At 36.7% G+C, this 16,293-nt stretch carries 16 protein-coding genes and 1 riboswitch; of the genes, 5 read left to right on the top strand and 11 right to left on the bottom strand.

Annotation, left to right across the window (positions count from 1 at the left end):
- Window positions 1-340 precede the first annotated feature (340 nt).
- The 3 genes from B154_RS0123350 (at window position 341) to B154_RS0123340 (ending at window position 3,664) form a co-directional block, all read left to right on the top strand.
- Window positions 341-1,246: a LysR family transcriptional regulator gene (locus B154_RS0123350; RefSeq protein WP_018616783.1), complete on the top strand. Its 906-nt coding sequence runs from the start codon at window positions 341-343 to the stop codon at window positions 1,244-1,246.
- A 243-nt stretch (window positions 1,247-1,489) separates the two neighbouring features.
- Window positions 1,490-2,086, top strand: a complete 597-nt coding sequence (locus B154_RS0123345) for a DJ-1/PfpI family protein (RefSeq protein WP_018616782.1) — start codon at window positions 1,490-1,492, stop codon at window positions 2,084-2,086.
- A gap of 570 nt (window positions 2,087-2,656) precedes the next feature.
- Window positions 2,657-3,664 (top strand): potassium channel family protein, encoded by a 1,008-nt coding sequence (locus B154_RS0123340; protein WP_026260383.1) that lies wholly within the window; start codon window positions 2,657-2,659, stop codon window positions 3,662-3,664.
- Between the two features lie 77 nt (window positions 3,665-3,741).
- Here B154_RS0123340 and B154_RS0123335 read toward each other — a convergent pair whose 3' ends face one another.
- Window positions 3,742-5,097, bottom strand: coding sequence for a voltage-gated chloride channel family protein (locus tag B154_RS0123335; protein ID WP_018616780.1), 1,356 nt, complete (start codon window positions 5,095-5,097; stop codon window positions 3,742-3,744).
- 31 nt (window positions 5,098-5,128) lie between these two features.
- Window positions 5,129-5,193: riboswitch (Fluoride riboswitch) on the bottom strand.
- A gap of 131 nt (window positions 5,194-5,324) precedes the next feature.
- Between B154_RS0123335 and B154_RS32590 the strand changes: the two genes are divergently transcribed.
- On the top strand, window positions 5,325-5,474 hold the full coding sequence (locus tag B154_RS32590) for a hypothetical protein (protein WP_018616779.1): 150 nt from the start codon (window positions 5,325-5,327) through the stop codon (window positions 5,472-5,474).
- Window positions 5,475-5,544: 70 nt separating this feature from the next.
- Here the strand turns inward: B154_RS32590 and B154_RS0123325 are convergent, their stop codons facing one another.
- The 9 genes from B154_RS0123325 to B154_RS0123280 form a co-directional block, all read right to left on the bottom strand.
- Entirely contained in the window at window positions 5,545-6,318 is a 774-nt protein-coding gene (locus B154_RS0123325; RefSeq protein ID WP_026260382.1) for a phosphosulfolactate synthase, read from the bottom strand.
- A gap of 299 nt (window positions 6,319-6,617) precedes the next feature.
- Window positions 6,618-6,860 carry a hypothetical protein gene (locus tag B154_RS0123315; RefSeq protein WP_018616776.1) on the bottom strand — a complete coding sequence of 81 codons (243 nt, stop codon included), beginning with the start codon at window positions 6,858-6,860 and terminating at the stop codon, window positions 6,618-6,620.
- Window positions 6,861-6,908: 48 nt separating this feature from the next.
- A complete protein-coding gene (locus B154_RS0123310; RefSeq protein WP_018616775.1) occupies window positions 6,909-7,178 on the bottom strand; it encodes a rhodanese-like domain-containing protein in 270 nt (89 codons plus the stop codon).
- Window positions 7,179-7,187: 9 nt separating this feature from the next.
- Window positions 7,188-8,609, bottom strand: a complete 1,422-nt coding sequence (locus B154_RS0123305; protein ID WP_026260381.1) for an MBL fold metallo-hydrolase — start codon at window positions 8,607-8,609, stop codon at window positions 7,188-7,190.
- 100 nt (window positions 8,610-8,709) lie between these two features.
- Window positions 8,710-9,498, bottom strand: a complete 789-nt coding sequence (locus B154_RS0123300; RefSeq protein ID WP_245542651.1) for a sulfite exporter TauE/SafE family protein — start codon at window positions 9,496-9,498, stop codon at window positions 8,710-8,712.
- A gap of 72 nt (window positions 9,499-9,570) precedes the next feature.
- The gene (locus tag B154_RS0123295; RefSeq protein WP_018616772.1) at window positions 9,571-10,203 is read right to left on the bottom strand and encodes a Crp/Fnr family transcriptional regulator; all 633 of its coding nucleotides are present in this window, start codon (window positions 10,201-10,203) and stop codon (window positions 9,571-9,573) included.
- A 155-nt stretch (window positions 10,204-10,358) separates the two neighbouring features.
- Window positions 10,359-11,954 (bottom strand): MFS transporter, encoded by a 1,596-nt coding sequence (locus B154_RS0123290; RefSeq protein WP_018616771.1) that lies wholly within the window; start codon window positions 11,952-11,954, stop codon window positions 10,359-10,361.
- Window positions 11,947-13,023, bottom strand: a complete 1,077-nt coding sequence (locus B154_RS0123285; protein ID WP_018616770.1) for an HlyD family secretion protein — start codon at window positions 13,021-13,023, stop codon at window positions 11,947-11,949. The genes B154_RS0123290 and B154_RS0123285 overlap by 8 nt, the downstream gene beginning before the upstream one ends.
- 3 nt (window positions 13,024-13,026) lie before the next feature.
- A complete protein-coding gene (locus tag B154_RS0123280) occupies window positions 13,027-14,334 on the bottom strand; it encodes a TolC family protein (protein WP_033412534.1) in 1,308 nt (435 codons plus the stop codon).
- A gap of 124 nt (window positions 14,335-14,458) precedes the next feature.
- Here B154_RS0123280 and B154_RS0123275 point away from each other — a divergent pair, with 124 nt between their 5' ends.
- Complete coding sequence (locus B154_RS0123275; RefSeq protein WP_018616768.1) at window positions 14,459-15,244, top strand: AraC family transcriptional regulator; 786 nt, start codon at window positions 14,459-14,461, stop codon at window positions 15,242-15,244.
- A 103-nt stretch (window positions 15,245-15,347) separates the two neighbouring features.
- On the opposite strand, the gene B154_RS0123270 is transcribed toward B154_RS0123275, so the two are convergent.
- Window positions 15,348-16,211, bottom strand: coding sequence for a UDP-2,3-diacylglucosamine diphosphatase (locus tag B154_RS0123270; protein WP_018616767.1), 864 nt, complete (start codon window positions 16,209-16,211; stop codon window positions 15,348-15,350).
- Window positions 16,212-16,293 lie beyond the last annotated feature (82 nt).

Genomic DNA, 16,293 nt, shown 5'->3' with positions numbered 1-16,293 from the left:
TTAAAATGAATTGTTTTATATAAAACGATTAAAAAAACTAATAGTTATAGCGTGTTTTTTATTGAATAGAAATATTAATTGTGTTGCGGGACAAAAACCAAAAAGGCTATGGTTCGTTTTTAAATTAAATGAAATGAGACTTAACCTTGCACAAAGCGAAAGCTTTGGCCTGTTTCACTTTTAATCAAACTACATGAATAAACCCATTGCTAATCCTTCCAAAATACAGACTACATTGCAATCAATATAAGAGCTTTTAACGCGTTAATTACGAGAATGGCAGATAGTTTATTATTATAAATTTTAATTAACTTTATGGTGACGATTAAAAATAGTAATAATGGAATTGCGACATTTTAAAATGATAAAGGCAGTGGCAGAGGTTAAGAATTTAACAAAGGCTGCTGAAAATCTTTACTTATCCCAATCCGCATTAAGTCATCAGTTAAAGGAGATAGAAACTTTTTTTGATACCCAAATATTTATCAGGCACAGCAAACAAATGTTGCTTACAGAAGCCGGTAAAATTATATTAGTTGCCGGAGAAAACATCTTAAAAGAATTAGAATTGGTGAAGCAAAGGATAAAAACATTGAATAATGAAAATGAAGGAGAGATAAGGGTAACGACAGAATGTTATACATCCTATCACTGGCTATCTAAATTCATGAAAGACTTCAAATATGACCATCCCCAGGTACTGGTAAGAATAAATGCTGATGCCACTTATAAAACAGTTACATCTTTACTTAATAATGAAATAGACATTGGTATACTTGAAGAAAATACTAATAATAAACTATTATATACTCCTTTGTTTCAGGATGAATTTTATGCACTTGTTTCTACAGAACATAGATGGGCAAATAGAAAAACAGTTCGCCAGGAGGATTTTGCAGATGAAAGTTATATAATGTATAATATACCTTGTGAAGAAAGTACTATCTATTCAATGCTTTTTAAAGAAAAGCGGCCGAAGGAGCTTTATAAAATTGCTCTTACAGAAGCAATCGTGGAAATGGTAAAGGCGGGGATAGGTGTAGCTGTTATGCCTAATTGGATTATTAAGCCCTATCTGCCATTGGGAGGAATGGTTGCTGTGCCAATAAGAAGGGCTATAAAAAGAACGTGGTATGCAGCTGTTTTAAAAAGTAAAATGCAACCTGTTTATGTTCAAACCTTTATAAACAACCTTGCCAGTACTTTAAAAACATCAGAGGAATATGCGTTAGCAGAAGTTGTTTAAGTTTCAATGACACTTTGTATTAGCATTAGTATCGATTGAATGAAACATAATTAGTCAAGATGACCAATGCATGCAAGGGTAATCGTTTTCCTTTTAGCAACACCTAAAGCTGTCTACACTGAAAGGACAAACGAAAAAGAATTGCAAGGGGCGGTATGAACCAAAAAAATCACAAGATGAACTTCAACTTTTCGCTTACTTTCTGTAACTTTCTTAACTTTTAAACAATTAAAATTTATAATAATGGCAAAGAAAATCTTAATGCTTGCCGGCGATTTTGTAGAAGATTATGAAGTGATGGTACCTTTTCAGAGTTTGCTATCGGTGGGATGTGAAGTGCATGCAGTTTGCCCTGATAAAAAATCGGGAGATTCTATAGCAACCGCAGTTCATGATTTTGTTGGCTTTCAAACTTATGCCGAGCTCCGGGGGCATAACTTTCAATTAAATAAGACTTTTAACGAAGTAAATCCGGAAGAGTATGATGGCCTGTATGTTTGCGGAGGAAGATCACCGGAATATATACGCCTTAATAAAAGAGTACTAGAAATTACAAAGCATTTTTTTGATGAAGACAAGCCTGTGGCAGCAATTTGTCATGGCATCCAGATATTAACTGTGGCCAACGTATTAAAAGGACGCACACTCACAGCCTATCCTGCTATTGGTCCGGATATTTCACTAGCTGGCGGTATATATAAGGAAGTGGCTGTAAATGAAGCCATAACAGATAGAAATCTAACCACTTCTCCGGCGTGGCCAGGTCATCCAAGAATTTTGCAGGAATTTTATAAGTTATTGGGAATTAAAATTCAGGTAGAAGAAGAAGTAATGGCTTAGCAGGAAGTTATTGTAGGGTAAAAAGAGTCGGCCAGATAAATAACGAGATCAATTAGCGTTTGCAATTGTTCATTATAGCTGCTTTAAGGAAACTGAAATGCAGATAATTAAGTTTTGCTACCAGAAATCGTTCTATAGTAATTGCAAATATTAATAATTCAGCCTGCTCGTTTAAGTCTTACTAATTGCTTTCTTACTGATACAAAACACTCGACGGTGACAAAAGGATTCCAGAAAGTCTGACTCGCAACCTTTTCATAATAGTTCAATTGACAAAACGCATTGATGTATTTTTTCGGAAGGAATTTGCTTCGAACAATTGTACCTCTTATTCAATTATCACGTAAATAATTCAGCTTTTGTTTCAATGTATCATTTCAATATAAGTATATAACGAATTCTTATTTTTCCTGTTTCTTTCCTTTGCTCTTTTAAACATCCATTCTATTCATCGCCGTCTGCTTCTATATGTATTATTGCGCTCGATGTTTGGATTATTTTTGTTTTACAATCGCTTCTTTTGATATCTGAAAAACCAAAGGTGTTTTGTTTATCTCGAAAGTGCCAGCTATGCTACGTTTTTCAAAGCCGATGCCTCTGATTCAATGGATAGCCTTTATTCTATTTATCATGCTTTTTGGCATTTCCGGCTTTATGCTGATAGAGAATTACAGTTTTCTTGACGCCCTGTATATGGTCGTTATCACCATTTCTACTATTGGTTACCATGAGGTAAAACCTTTATCAGATGAAGGAAGGTTATTTAATATTGTTCTTATCATTCTTTCTTTTTCAACTTTCACCTATGCCTTAGCCAGGTTAACTCAGTATATCATTAGTGGTGAAATGACCTCATATTTTAAAAACAGACATCTTATGCAGGCTTTAGAGAAAATGCAGTATCATGTTATTATCTGTGGCTTTGGCAGAAACGGACAGCAGGCTGCCAATATATTAAGAGCCCATAAAATTGATTTTGTCGTTATAGAAAAAAATCCTGACGTTATGAAAAGCATTCTTCAAGACGTTACCTATCTCCTGGAAGATGCTACCGATGATAACACTCTCATTAAGGCGGGAGTACAAAGAGCCAGGTCTATGATTACTACGTTACCTGAAGACGCCAATAATGTATTTATTGTTTTATCAGCCAGATCTTTAAATCCAACATTACAAATTATCAGCAGAGCATCTAATCAAAGTGCAACAACTAAATTACACAAAGCCGGTGCAGATAATGTAATAATGCCTGATATGATTGGAGGAACACATATGGCAACTTTAGTGTCGAAACCAGATGTACTGGAGTTTATTAACTATTTATCGGGTGAGGACGGTGAATCTATTTACATTGAATCTGTTGTATATGATAAACTGCCGGCTCACCTCAAAAACACTTCTTTAAAAGATATAATGAACTGGAAGAAAACAGGTGTAAACTGTATCGGGGTTAAGGATGAAAAAGGAAAGTTCTTTATTAATCCTCCTGATACCATCATTGTTTCTAACGGAATGAAAATCATGGTACTCGGTACCCGTAATCAAATTGCTGAAATGAAAAAGAATTTTGAGTTTTAGTAGAGAGCCGCTTATTTTTCAAAAGATTTGGCGACTATTTTGCAATTGTAGTTGGTATGATGTGGTCTGCTACTCTTTTACTTATTTTCATTCCTGCTACCAATTGTTTGATTTTTTTGTTTGATATCTTTAATAGAATGTTCTTTAGAATACGTTAAATGAAATTTTGAAACAGCAACTCTTTGAGAACTGTAGACGCCTGAATGCCCGCTAAAGTAGTAGGCAGTGAAACATGCGACTGCAAAATAAATAACATTGTTTGAGCCAAATAATTCTACTCCCATAAGTGTACAGGCAAGAGGGGTGTTTGTGGCTCCGGCAAAAACGGCAATGAAACCAAGACCTGCAAAAAGGTCAACTGGCGAACCGCTTATACTTGCTAATACGTTACCAAGGGTAGCACCAATAAAAAAAAGAGGTGTTACCTCACCACCTTTAAAGCCTGTGCCTAAAGTAATGGCAGTTAAAATCAATTTCCACAACCAGCTATAAGATGTTGCGCCATTTGGTTTGAAAGCAGAGATAATGCTAACACCAGCCCTGGGATTCGTTACCCCCAGTCCCAGGTAGTCAAATGTTCCCAACATGTAGCTGACGGCAATTACCGCTATACCACCAAATACAGGAATGAGCCACTTATAACGAATGTATTTGTTTGAAGTGTTTTTTATGAAATGAGATGTTTCTGCAAAAAGAAACCCTGCTAATCCAAAAGCTACACCTGCAACAATTATCTTCAATAAAAGCCATAGATCGAAAGAGATAAAACGTGTCCATTGTGTTGAGTCTCTTATAAATAATATGGAATACTGAGTATGATGAATACCAAATGCTACGCAAGTAATATCAGCTAAAATACTGGCAATAAAACAAGGTATCAATGCATCATATTTTATTCTGCCTATGGCTAATACTTCCATTGCAAAGATTGCCCCTGCTATTGGTGTGCCGAATACTGCTCCAAAGCCGGCAGCCATTCCACACATTAGCAATATCCTTTTTTCTCTATGTTTTAGCCTGTACCATTTTGAAAATAAAGATGCTATACTTCCCCCCATTTGCACGGCTGTGCCTTCTCTTCCTGCCGAGCCGCCAAAAAGGTGCGTAATGATGGTGGAAAATAAAACAAGAGGTGTCATCCTGGTAGGAATACCGCCTCCCGGCTTATGAATCTCATCCATGATAAGGTTATTGCCCGCTTCAGAATTTTTGCCATACCTTTTATAAAAAAAGGTGATAAGCAAACCCGCAAGCGGAAGCAGGAAAATAAGCCAAAGGTGTTGCCAACGTGTAGTTGTTGCAAAATCTAAAAGCCATAGAAAGAGTGCTACTAAAGAGCCTATAGAGATAGACACCGGAACAATAAGAAGAGTCCAATATATTAAATGACGTGCAATTTTTACCTGTTCAAAAGAATAGCTGTATTTATTCATCCTACAAATAGATTATTAAGTAATTTCATTACTACTTGTAGGCGCCATTAGCTCTGGGAGCGGTTGGGTCAGGAAGACACCATTTCCTGCGAAAGTGCGGCAAAGCTAAGCAATTGCATTAAAAGCTGCAAGATTCACCAGTACAATTATGCGAGTATAATTAAAAAAGAAGTGGCATCAATTCTAACTTGTTTCAGCCATTATTTTAAAAAAGACAATAAGCTTTTATGCTAATTGAAAGAAATGGGGGACATCTATATAGCGAAGAAGGAAAGCAACAAGGTTTGATATGTTTTTTAAATGGCGTTGGTTTAACCGAAGTCTTGATTTTTAAAGGGGCGAATGCTTGGAAAATCCAATATCCATTTTTATCATAATTATCAGTTTTTACAGGTTGCTTACTTCACGTACTTTACGTTTTATATACTAAAAGCAAATGCGTCAGGCTTAGCCATTGTCACTTAAAAAGAAATCGAAACTATCTCCTCTCAACCCCACCCGCATTGCCTCAAGGGCAATTACTTCTTTAGGCTCAATATTTCCCAGGTTAGCATTACAACCTAACAGCTTTATGAAATACAATTGCTGCTCTTTTTCCGGCGTTTCCCAAATAATTTTTTCCGCCGGAATTTTAGTAAGCACTTCCTCCACCAAACCTTCACGCACTTCTCCGGAATTTCGGTATAAACCTTCCTTGCCTGATTCTTTCGCTTCAGCAATTACATACCTTGAACCGGCGTCCAGTTCGGCTTGCATCAATTCAATCCATTTATAGGGTGGAGTAATTTTTACCTTGTCTTTATCCTTCGAGCCAATCTCACTTATCACTGTTGCATTTTTCGACAAAGTTCTGATATACTCACATTTCTTCTCATGTGAAATATTAATCGCGCCATCTGAAATTTCAATAAAAAAAAGTTCATACTTATCCATCATTTTTTGATAGTCTTCAAACTGGTTACGAACAATAAAGGCTTCAAATAAAAGCCCGCCAAAGAAAACCGGGATATTAAATGACTTGTAGATTTTTATTTTTTCCGCCAGCAAAGGCGTAACCATTGCAGTTCCAAATGCCAGTTTTACAATATCTATGTGTGGTGAAGCAACTGATAATAGATTTTCTGTTTCAGCTAAACTTAATCCCTTATCGCTGATCATCGTTAGGCCAAAATCGCGAGGTTGTTTTGTGCGTAAGGGAATTTTTGAAAGATTAAAATTCATATTTGATATTGATAATTCGAACTTAAAAGTATTATTATTATCAGTAAATAGAATATTTGTATTAACCATGAAACAACCTGGTTACAATTAATTATTTCTGCAAAATCTTATCAGTTGTTTTTGTTTCAATATTTTTTTCCTTTTTAAATAGACCAATAATTAAAGAACCCAATACTGCAAAGTAGATTGTGCTTCTAAATGGGTTGGATGTAATAGCACACGTACCGGTTAAACATCCTACATATTTCCAATATAGAAATCCAGCCAACGCACCTATAAAAGCACCGAAAAAATATAGCTTATTTGTTTGAAACCACTTCTTCATACTGTATGTCTTCTGTTTTAGTGATAGTAGAACTGGAATTAACTGCGCAACCACCAGCCCCGCAGCAACCTATATTTGCAACAGCCATTCCGCCCAATGCGAACCCTAAAAAAATTGATACCCCATCTCTTGCCGTAATGCCTTGAACCAGAATACCTACACCTAATACTAATCTTAGTATTCTTATAAAATTCCATCCCTCCAGTATTGTTTTCATAGTTATTATAGTTGAGTTCCAAAAAAGACCTTTAAAAGAAATAGCCTTTTAATTTGTTGCTTGTTGTAAAAGGTCCTCTAATCCACCACCGTTTATTACATCGGTAATGCCAGCTTGTTTCAAAATGGATACGGCCATGCCACTTCTGTTGCCGCTGCGGCAGTAAGCAATTATAGGCTTAGGCATCTCTTTAAATTCATTTACTTTTTGTGGCACCTGGTCCAAAGGTATATTAATAGCATTTGGAAAATGTTTGCCTGCAAATTCCTGCGGTGACCTTACATCTACCAATGTTCCTTTATTTAGTAGTTCTTTCATTTGTACAAATTATTTAGTAACTAATGTTGTCGGGCAAACAAAGTCAGTTGTTTTTACCTGTCCGCTTTCCTTAATCGCTTTAAATCCACCTTGTATATCAACCAGGTTGTCAAAACCGCGGGCTTTGAATATTGAATTAAAAATCATAGACCTGTATCCGCCAGCGCAGTGTACGAGGTATTTTGTTTCTTTATAAAGACTACTTACATGGTCATTGACATTATCCAAAGGAAAGTTTACTGCTCCATCAATATGCTCGCTGAAAAACTCTTTTTCATTTCTCACATCCAGAATTTTTACTGATGGTTGGGTTATTAAGTCAGCCACACTCTCCGCATTAACTGTCTCAATTTCATCTACTTCTTTACCTGCGTTTTTCCATGCTTCGAAACCACCTTTTAAATAGCCTATTGTAAAATCATAACCAACCCGCGCTAGCCTCGTAATGACTTCTTCTTCTCTTCCTTCATCAGCAATTATTAACAGTTTTTGTTTAATATCAGGAATTAATGCACCAACCCAGGGCGCAAAATTACCATCTATGCCAATGTTAATAGAATTTGGTACAAAACCTTTTGCAAATGTTTTGGCATCTCTCGTGTCAAGCATTAGTGCGTCTGTTTCGTTTGCTGCAACTTCAAAAGCATCAGGCGAAAGGGCATGATTACCACGCTCCATCACTTCGTCAATGCTTTCATATCCTTCCTTATTCATCATTACGTTAAGAGGAAAATAGGCCGGAGGTGTTGTTAAACCTGCAGTAACCTCTTTAATAAAATCTTCTTTAGTCATATTTTGCCTTAAAGCATAATTTGTCTGCTTTTGATGACCTAAAGTATCTGTTGTTTCTATACTCATGTTTTTGCCGCACGCGCTGCCGGCACCATGAGCAGGATAAACAATAATATCATCTGCAAGAGGAATTATTTTATTTCTCAGGCTATCGTATAAAGTGCCGGCAAGTTCTTCCCTTGTCATATGTGCAGCCTTCTGAGCAAGGTCAGGACGGCCAACATCACCTATAAAAAGCGTGTCTCCCGAAAACAAAGCAATATCTTTCCTGTTTTCGTCTTTTAACAGGTAGCAACTACTTTCCATGGTATGACCAGGCGTATGCAATACTGTAAATGTTACTTTACCTACCTTAAACTCCTGTCCGTCTTTTGCAACGATTGCTTCAAATGCCGGATTTGCACTGGGACCATAAACGATAGGCGCCCCTGTTTTTTTTGAAAGATCTACGTGGCCGGAAACAAAATCGGCATGAAAATGTGTTTCAAAAACATACTTTATTTTAGCATTATCCTTTTCAGCTTTTTCCATGTATGGCTCAACTTCACGAAGCGGGTCAATAACTACAGCTTCACCTTCACTTTCTATATAGTATGCACCTTGTGCAAGGCAACCTGTATAAATTTGTTCTATTCTCATTTTGCTATGTTTTATCATGTAAAATTCGGTTACTGTATCCTCTTGTTTAGTGACATTAATCACATACCCTTTTTTTGATAATTTGATGCTTGGAGCTTGCTTAGCTAAAAAAAATCTCTTTTATAAGTATATAAATTCCCATGATGAGTACAAACCACCCAAACCCCTTTTTCAATTTTTCTCCTGGTATTTTTTTACCTATCAGTGAACCTATAAAAGTACCGGCGATGGCGATAGATGTTACTTTAAAAAGGAAAAACCAATTCATTTCAAAATGACCAATATCGCCCGTAAAGCCAATTAGAGAATTTAATGCAATGATAAATAGTGAAGTGCCTACTGCTTCTTTCATCGGTAACTTAACAAGCAGTACTAATGTTGGTATCAATAAAAATCCTCCGCCGGCTCCCAGCAGTCCGGTAGCAACGCCTATTGCAATTCCGTATAGTAATAATTTAAAGAGGTTAACTTTTTTATTCTTAATAGTTTCAATGGTTTTTTGCTTTCTGCTTTTTATCATTGATATTGATGCTGCTACCATCAATATGGCAAACAGTACCATAGTTACAATTGGCTCAGTAATGTTGAAACTACCAATGGTAGCAATGTGGTCAGGAATTAGGGGAATTATAAATTTTCTTGTAAGAAATACAGTGGTGATTGAAGATAAACCAAAAAGCAAAGCAGTTTTTATTCGTACAAGTCCTTTCAAATAATTATTAAAAGCACCTACAAGGCTGGTAGAGCCCACAACAAATAAAGAATAAGAGGTGGAAAGAACAGGGTTTAGCCCAAATAAGTAGACGAGGACGGGTACGGTTAAGATAGAACCGCCACCACCTATCAATCCGAGTGAAATGCCGATAAATAAAGCTGCTATATATCCCATGACTTCCATAATTATAACGCAAATTTGAAGTCGTTTTAGTTGGTTTATAGTGATATAAGTCACATAGCCAGGTTAATTTTTTTTTATCCATTCTATAGAATTTCTATGAATAGTTAACCAATTCTTTGCTTCCATTTTCTTTAGTAGCCGGCTTATCACTTCGCGCGAAGAATTAAGGTCATTGGCAATTTCCTGGTGTGTAATCTTTAAATTATTGCCCATTTTTTTAACCTGCGATTTCAAGTAAAATTCTAGTCTTTCATCCATGCTACTAAAAGCAATGGCATCAATTGTCTTCAATAGTTCTTCAAACCGGTTGCGGTAAGATGTTATTACAAACTGGTACCAACTTTTGTATTTGCTCATCCATTCATCCATAAATGTCAGAGGAATAGATAAGACGGTTGCATCTGTCAGCGCCTTTGCCAATACCTCACTGGTTTCATGTTTTGCCGCACATACCATTGAAAGAGAGCAGGCCTGCCCCGCATCAAGGTGATAAATAAAAAATTCTTTTCCTTCGTCATCTTCCCTGTACAGCTTAACCAAACCGTTTAAAATGATCATGGTGGAACGAATAGTTTGACCTACCCGTAACAATGTTTCTCCGGCCTTAAACTCTTTGATGGTGCCATGTTTAAGCATTTCCTCTACGAGGCCTTCTTCAAGCGTGGGAAAAAGTTTTTTCAGTTCAATATTATCCATTATTACTACTTCAGTTTCTGCAAGTTATTATTAAATTTTGGCAGCTTTAGTACAAATTGTCGTAAACATATTACTTATGTATTACTTACCATTACTGTACTTGGTCTTAAGTAGCTTATGACAAATGGATAACAGCAAAATTTATTCTAAAAAGATTAATAAGAAGCGGGTGCTGGTTGATTGGATCTTACATTAACAGTCGTTTTGTTAATGTAAGGCACCAGGGCAATTAGCAGGATGGCTATTACAATTAACCAGGAAACAAGCTGGTAATAATCCATTGCGAATCTAAGCTGCGCCTGTACATCTACAGCTTTGTTCAATAGACCGTTTGCTATTTTACCGGCCTGCTCAGATGAAGCGCCATGACTCATCAAAACCTGTTTATAGACAGTAATTTTATCTGTTGCCATTGGGTTAATTGCTGTCAACTCATCCTGAAAACGGGTATAATGTTTAGTCTTTGCAAAAAGCTGGTAATGATTAATCAGTGCTATGCTTCCGGTAAAGCCAAGAAACCGGAAAAAAACACCTGTAGCCGAGGCCGAACCACCCAGGTTTGGAGGAACAGATGAAACCATAAAAACAATAATAGGAGCCATGAGCATACCGGCTCCCATTCCCTGTATAATCAAAGGAATAATAAAGCTGGATGCATCAGCCTGAGTTGAAAACAGGAAAGACATCCAGACATGGAATATTAACATTAGCGTGAAGCCTGCTATCCAGATTAACCTCATCGGTTTTTTTGCAATAATTAAACGGGATGAAACAACAATACTTACGATGATTCCTCCAATATTAACAATCATAATTTGAGCAATGTGAATGGGATCCATTCCAAGAACAGTAGCAAAATAATGGGCTGTAACACTTGTTGCTCCGCGAACAATGTAGAGCACCAGAATTAAAATAATACCATAATTAAAGTTTCTATAAGTAAATATCCGAAGGTTGTGATAAGGTCTTTTCAGGCTCATCTGCCGCACAATGTGCAGCCCGAGTAATACAATGAAAGCAATACCACTGATCGCTATCCGCCTGTCCTGAAACCAATAATATTGTTGCCCGTAAATTAGTATGTAACCCAAAAGACATAACGCTGCACCATAAATGACAAAGCTCGCCCAATCCAATTGATAAACAGGAGTCTTCCTGGTAAGCCGGATATTATTCATTAACACGAAGAATAATACAGAACCCGGCACGTAGCAAAATATGATAAACTTGTATAAAACATTAAAATCAAAAGCATCGAGAATAGGTGCGGTTACTAAAGTGCTGAAGGGGCCAATACAAAGCAACAGGCCATAGAATACAGAGTATCCCATTTCTCTCGAACGTTCGCTGCTGAGCCTGCTAAAAATTAAAGTAAGGCAAATACTGTTTATGCCACAATTTGCCAGACCTTGTATAAACCGAAATATAAACAGCACCGGCAAATTATGGGTTTTGTAACAGATGTAAGAAGCGGCGATCTGTACGGTAGTGCAAATAAAAAAATACTCTTTGGTAGCGATGAAATTGAAAAACCTTTTTTCCAACGTAACAAAACTGGCCACGGCTGCGTAAAACAGTACCATGGTAAATTGAACATCGGCAGGTTCTATACCATAATAACCTGCACCTGCGCTAATGTTAGCTGTAGACAAACCGAACAGCAACATACTTGGCAGCAACACTATAAATATTACTGACCTGATTGCCCACTCAGGCAACCATGATTTGAATACCTGTATCGGCCTAGCCATTATTATCCCTTTGATTTTTTCTTACTATAACATTTGCATTCATACCTGCGCGCAATTGTTCAATTTCTTTTTCACTCTCAGTAAGTTTTATTCGCAATGGTATGCGTTGTACGATTTTCACAAAGTTTCCTGTAGAATTATCCGGTGGAAGCAAAGAAAATCTTGAGCCCGTAGCAGGAGATAATGAAACGATGGATCCCCTGAACTTTTTACCCGGAAAGGCATCTGTCTCAATTTCTACTGCTTCACCTTCGTGCATCTTTCCTACCTGTGTTTCTTTAAAATTGGCAATCACCCACTTGCCCGCTTCCTTGTCAACTATATAGGCAAGCGTTTGACCAGCTTGTATCAATTGTCCTTCCTGTATAGTTCTTCTGCCCATTTTACCATTATAGGGCGCAGTAATTACCGTGTAACCAACATCCAGTTTATTGCGGTTTACCACGGCTTCCCTGCGTTTAATTTCTGCCTGAAGCACTGCCTTTTGTGATGCGACATCATTTACTTTTGATAATGACGCCTGGTAATTTTCTAGTGCGGACTGATAATCAGAAGTGGCAACATCAAGCGCCGTCTTTACATTCTCCAGTTGTTGCTGCGTTGCCGACTCTACATCAAAAAGTTTTTTATAACGGTCGTATTCCTGTTGCTGCCTTATCATTTTTGCTTTTGCTGCAGCGATCTGTGCTTTTGTAACCTGTGCAGCCGAAGCCGAAGTTTGCGTGTTACTTGCTAATACTTGTGTCTGAGCTTTTGCACTTAGAAGTGCAGCTTCTGCTTCCTGCTGTTGCAGTTGATATTCACTGTTATCAATTATAAGAAGGGTATCTCCTTTTTTTACATCCTGGTTTTCTTCATAATGTATCTCCCGTATATAACCGACCACACGGCTTGTAATGGGGTTGATATATTCTTCAACCTGTGCATCATTTGTTTCTTCGTATCTAAAAGAATTAAGCAAGGTTACAATACCCCAAACGGCTAATGCTATTGCAATGATGCCCGCTATCACCGCCGTTATCTTTGTAATTATTTTGTCTGTTTTTGTATGTTTATCTGCAGTGTTCATAAATTAAAGATTTCCTATAGCTTTTTGTAATTGATAATATTGTAATTGTGCCGCTATTTTTGCCGCTGCATAATCGAAGCGTGTTTGCAGAACCTGGGTATCAGCATCGAGCAGGTCGGTTAATAAAGACAATTGATTAAAATAAGTATTGCTTACAATTCTTAAATTTTCAGTTGCCTGTTGAATGTTCGCTTTAGCCACGTTAGTTCTGTTTACCGCTTCTTTATATCGCAGGTAAGCTTCTTTTACCTGTTGCCTGATATCGTCCTGTGTATTAGAATGTTCTATTTCCTGTCTTTTATATTCTATTTCTGCAGCCTTTTCCTTATGCTTGTTGTGGTATAAAGAAGATATGGGAAGAGTGGCTCTTACTCCGTACATGCCGATTCCGTACAAAGACGGAGCATATGGATAAAATTGAATTTCAGGATAGGTATAACTGTAGTTTGCAAATAAGCCGACTTTGGGCAAATTGTTTCCTTTCACCTCTTTCAACTGCAACAACCGCAATTCTGTCTCCTTTTCTGATATTTTATATTGGTAAGAATGAGTGGTTGCATCAGCTACATAGTCTTCATAATTTTTCAATGGAAAAGAATCCAGGCTGTCTGCTGAAGGAATAATATTTACGCTGTCAGGCAAACCAATAATAATGTCCAGCTTCTGCCTGGCAATTGCTATATCGTTATCAATTTGTTCGAGTGATAATTTTTGTCTCGACAATTGCAGTTCCGCCCTCAAAACATCGGTTTTTAGTACAACACCGTTTTTTTTCAGTTGCCTTATTTGTTCCAGTTGCTTTTCCTGTTCGGCCAGATGTTTTAGCAAGAGGTCTTTAAAAACGAGGCTTCTTTGAATGTCTAAATAATAAGAACTTGCCCTCAGCTTTATTTCTGATGTTGTAAGTCTTTTCTGCTCAACCGCTATTTGTTGTTTGGCTTCATTTTCAGAAATCTTTGTAGACGTTTTTTTACCGTTATAAACATTGAGGTACGCATCTCCTGCAACTTTATAATAATTATGAAGAACAGGAAATTGTGTTGGAGTTTTAAATATCCCGTTTTCGAAAAGCGGCATATTACTAACTCTTGCATATTCTCCCTCTGCAGATATATCTGGCAAACGTTCTGCTTTAGCATCTTTAATTTCCTCTTCACTGCCTTGTACATGCAGTTGTTGCATTTGTATCTGCTTATTGTAAGATTCAGCTTTGTCCCACACCTGTGATAATGACATTTGCACTGAACCCACGGTTGTATCTATTTGTAGCCGGGTGAAAGAGTTAGCAGTTACTAATACTGCTATTAACATAAATACCCATCTTTTTATATAATAAAACATAATAAATAATGAATATGCAAAGTTATCTTCAGCTACCAAGAGTAGTTTTATCTAAATTGCCAATGATTTGTCTAAACCAGACATTTTAATGTAAATGCTTTTAACGAGGGAATATTTAGATAAAATAGATGAACAGCCAGCCTCTGTTTTTGTCTTGCATGAAAAAACAGAAAGGCGTTTTCCTGTCCATAAGCATAAAAAAGGTCAGTTAACCTACGTTGAAGGTGGTATTGCTTATATTCACATAAGAGACAAAACGTACGTTATACCTGGCCGACATTATGTGTGGATACCAAAAGATGTTGAACATTTTTTGCAAGTGCGAACCACTGCAACAGCGGTGAGGACTCTGTATTTTTTTACAAACGATGATCATACCAATACCTTTTATACACGTATGGGAATCTACCCGGTAAATGACTTGTTACTGCAAATGATTGCTTATACAGAAAGGTGGAACGGACATATAGTGGCAGGAAATCATGGTTTTCAATTTTTAGCTGCTATAAAAGAAATTTTGCCAGAAATAAGTAAAAATCCATTGCCTATTGCATTACCTACCACGCAAGATGAGCGCATGCGTCCCATAATTCTGCACATTGAAAACCATTTGTCAGAAGAGCTTACAATAGAAAAGTTGGGTAAGGAGTTTGGGCTTGGCGAACGAACACTATCAAGGTTGTTTCAATCTACGTTGCAATTGTCCTTTTTTCAATATCTTAAATTAGTTAGAATAGTGAGGGGAATAGCTATTATGCTGCAAACAACTAAATCGATAAGTGAAATTGCTTACGAAACAGGGTATGGAAGCATATCTGCTTTCAGTAAAGCATTTTACCAGCTGACTAATATGCGCCCTTCTGATTTTGTAAGAAAGTAAAATACAAGGGATGAATAATGAAGAAGTAGCAACGATTTTTTTGCTTTAATAATGAACTTTAAAACGGATTGTTATTTATCTTAAAAGATCATTCATAATGGTTTCATTGGCGCATTAGATTAAACTCCTGCAGCATTATATCGAAAAGCTCGTTATTGGTTAAGTCATTGTCTTCCTCTTCATTTTGTTTACCGGAAAGCATCTCTGCGTTATCGCTTTCTTTAAATCGATAGATGCTCCACTCGCCATTTACAAATTCAAGTGCGCTGAGGTTTTCTATCCAGTCACCAGAATTAAGATATAAAATACTTCCTTCATTATTTTCAACAACGCGCATCTCGGGTTGATGAATATGACCGCATATTACATAATCAAAACCATTGCTTATACCAATGTCTGCACTTGTTTGCTCAAAATTATTAATAAACTTTACAGCAGATTTTACACTGTTTTTTATTTTTTTTGACAGAGATATCTTTCCTTTCTTAAAAACTTTTTCAGATATAAAATTAAAAAACCGGTTTATTAAGATCAAAGTGTCGTATCCTACCGCTCCTAACCTGGCGAGCCATTTTGAATGTTGCATTGTAATGTCAAACACGTCTCCATGAAATATCCATGCTTTTTTATTGTCTGGTAAATCGAGAACGATCTTATTAACAATACGAAAAGAGCCCATCTTTAAACCTGAGAATTTCCGAAGCATTTCATCATGGTTACCGGTAACATAATATGTTTTGACACCTTTGCCGATCCAGTTAAATAAATGCTTCACAACTTTCATATGGTATTTTGGCCAATAGCTTTTGCTAAACTGCCAGATGTCAATAATATCTCCATTCAACACCACTATTTTAGGCTTAATGCTTTTTAAATAGTGCAGCAATTCCTTTGCATGGCACCCATAAGTACCGAGGTGAACATCTGATATTACCAGTACATCAATAACTCTCTTCTTTTTATTCATCTTATTAGATTTTCTGAATTAAAAAACACCCTGTAGAAACAGGGCGACTACATAAGAAAACTTCTAATTGCTTTTTTAAAAA

The sequence above is a fragment of the Segetibacter koreensis DSM 18137 genome (genome assembly GCF_000374045.1).
Lineage (GTDB): Bacteria > Bacteroidota > Bacteroidia > Chitinophagales > Chitinophagaceae > Segetibacter > Segetibacter koreensis.
The sequence above is the reverse complement of the archived record's forward strand: the minus strand, read 5'-3'. Positions and strand labels throughout refer to the sequence as shown.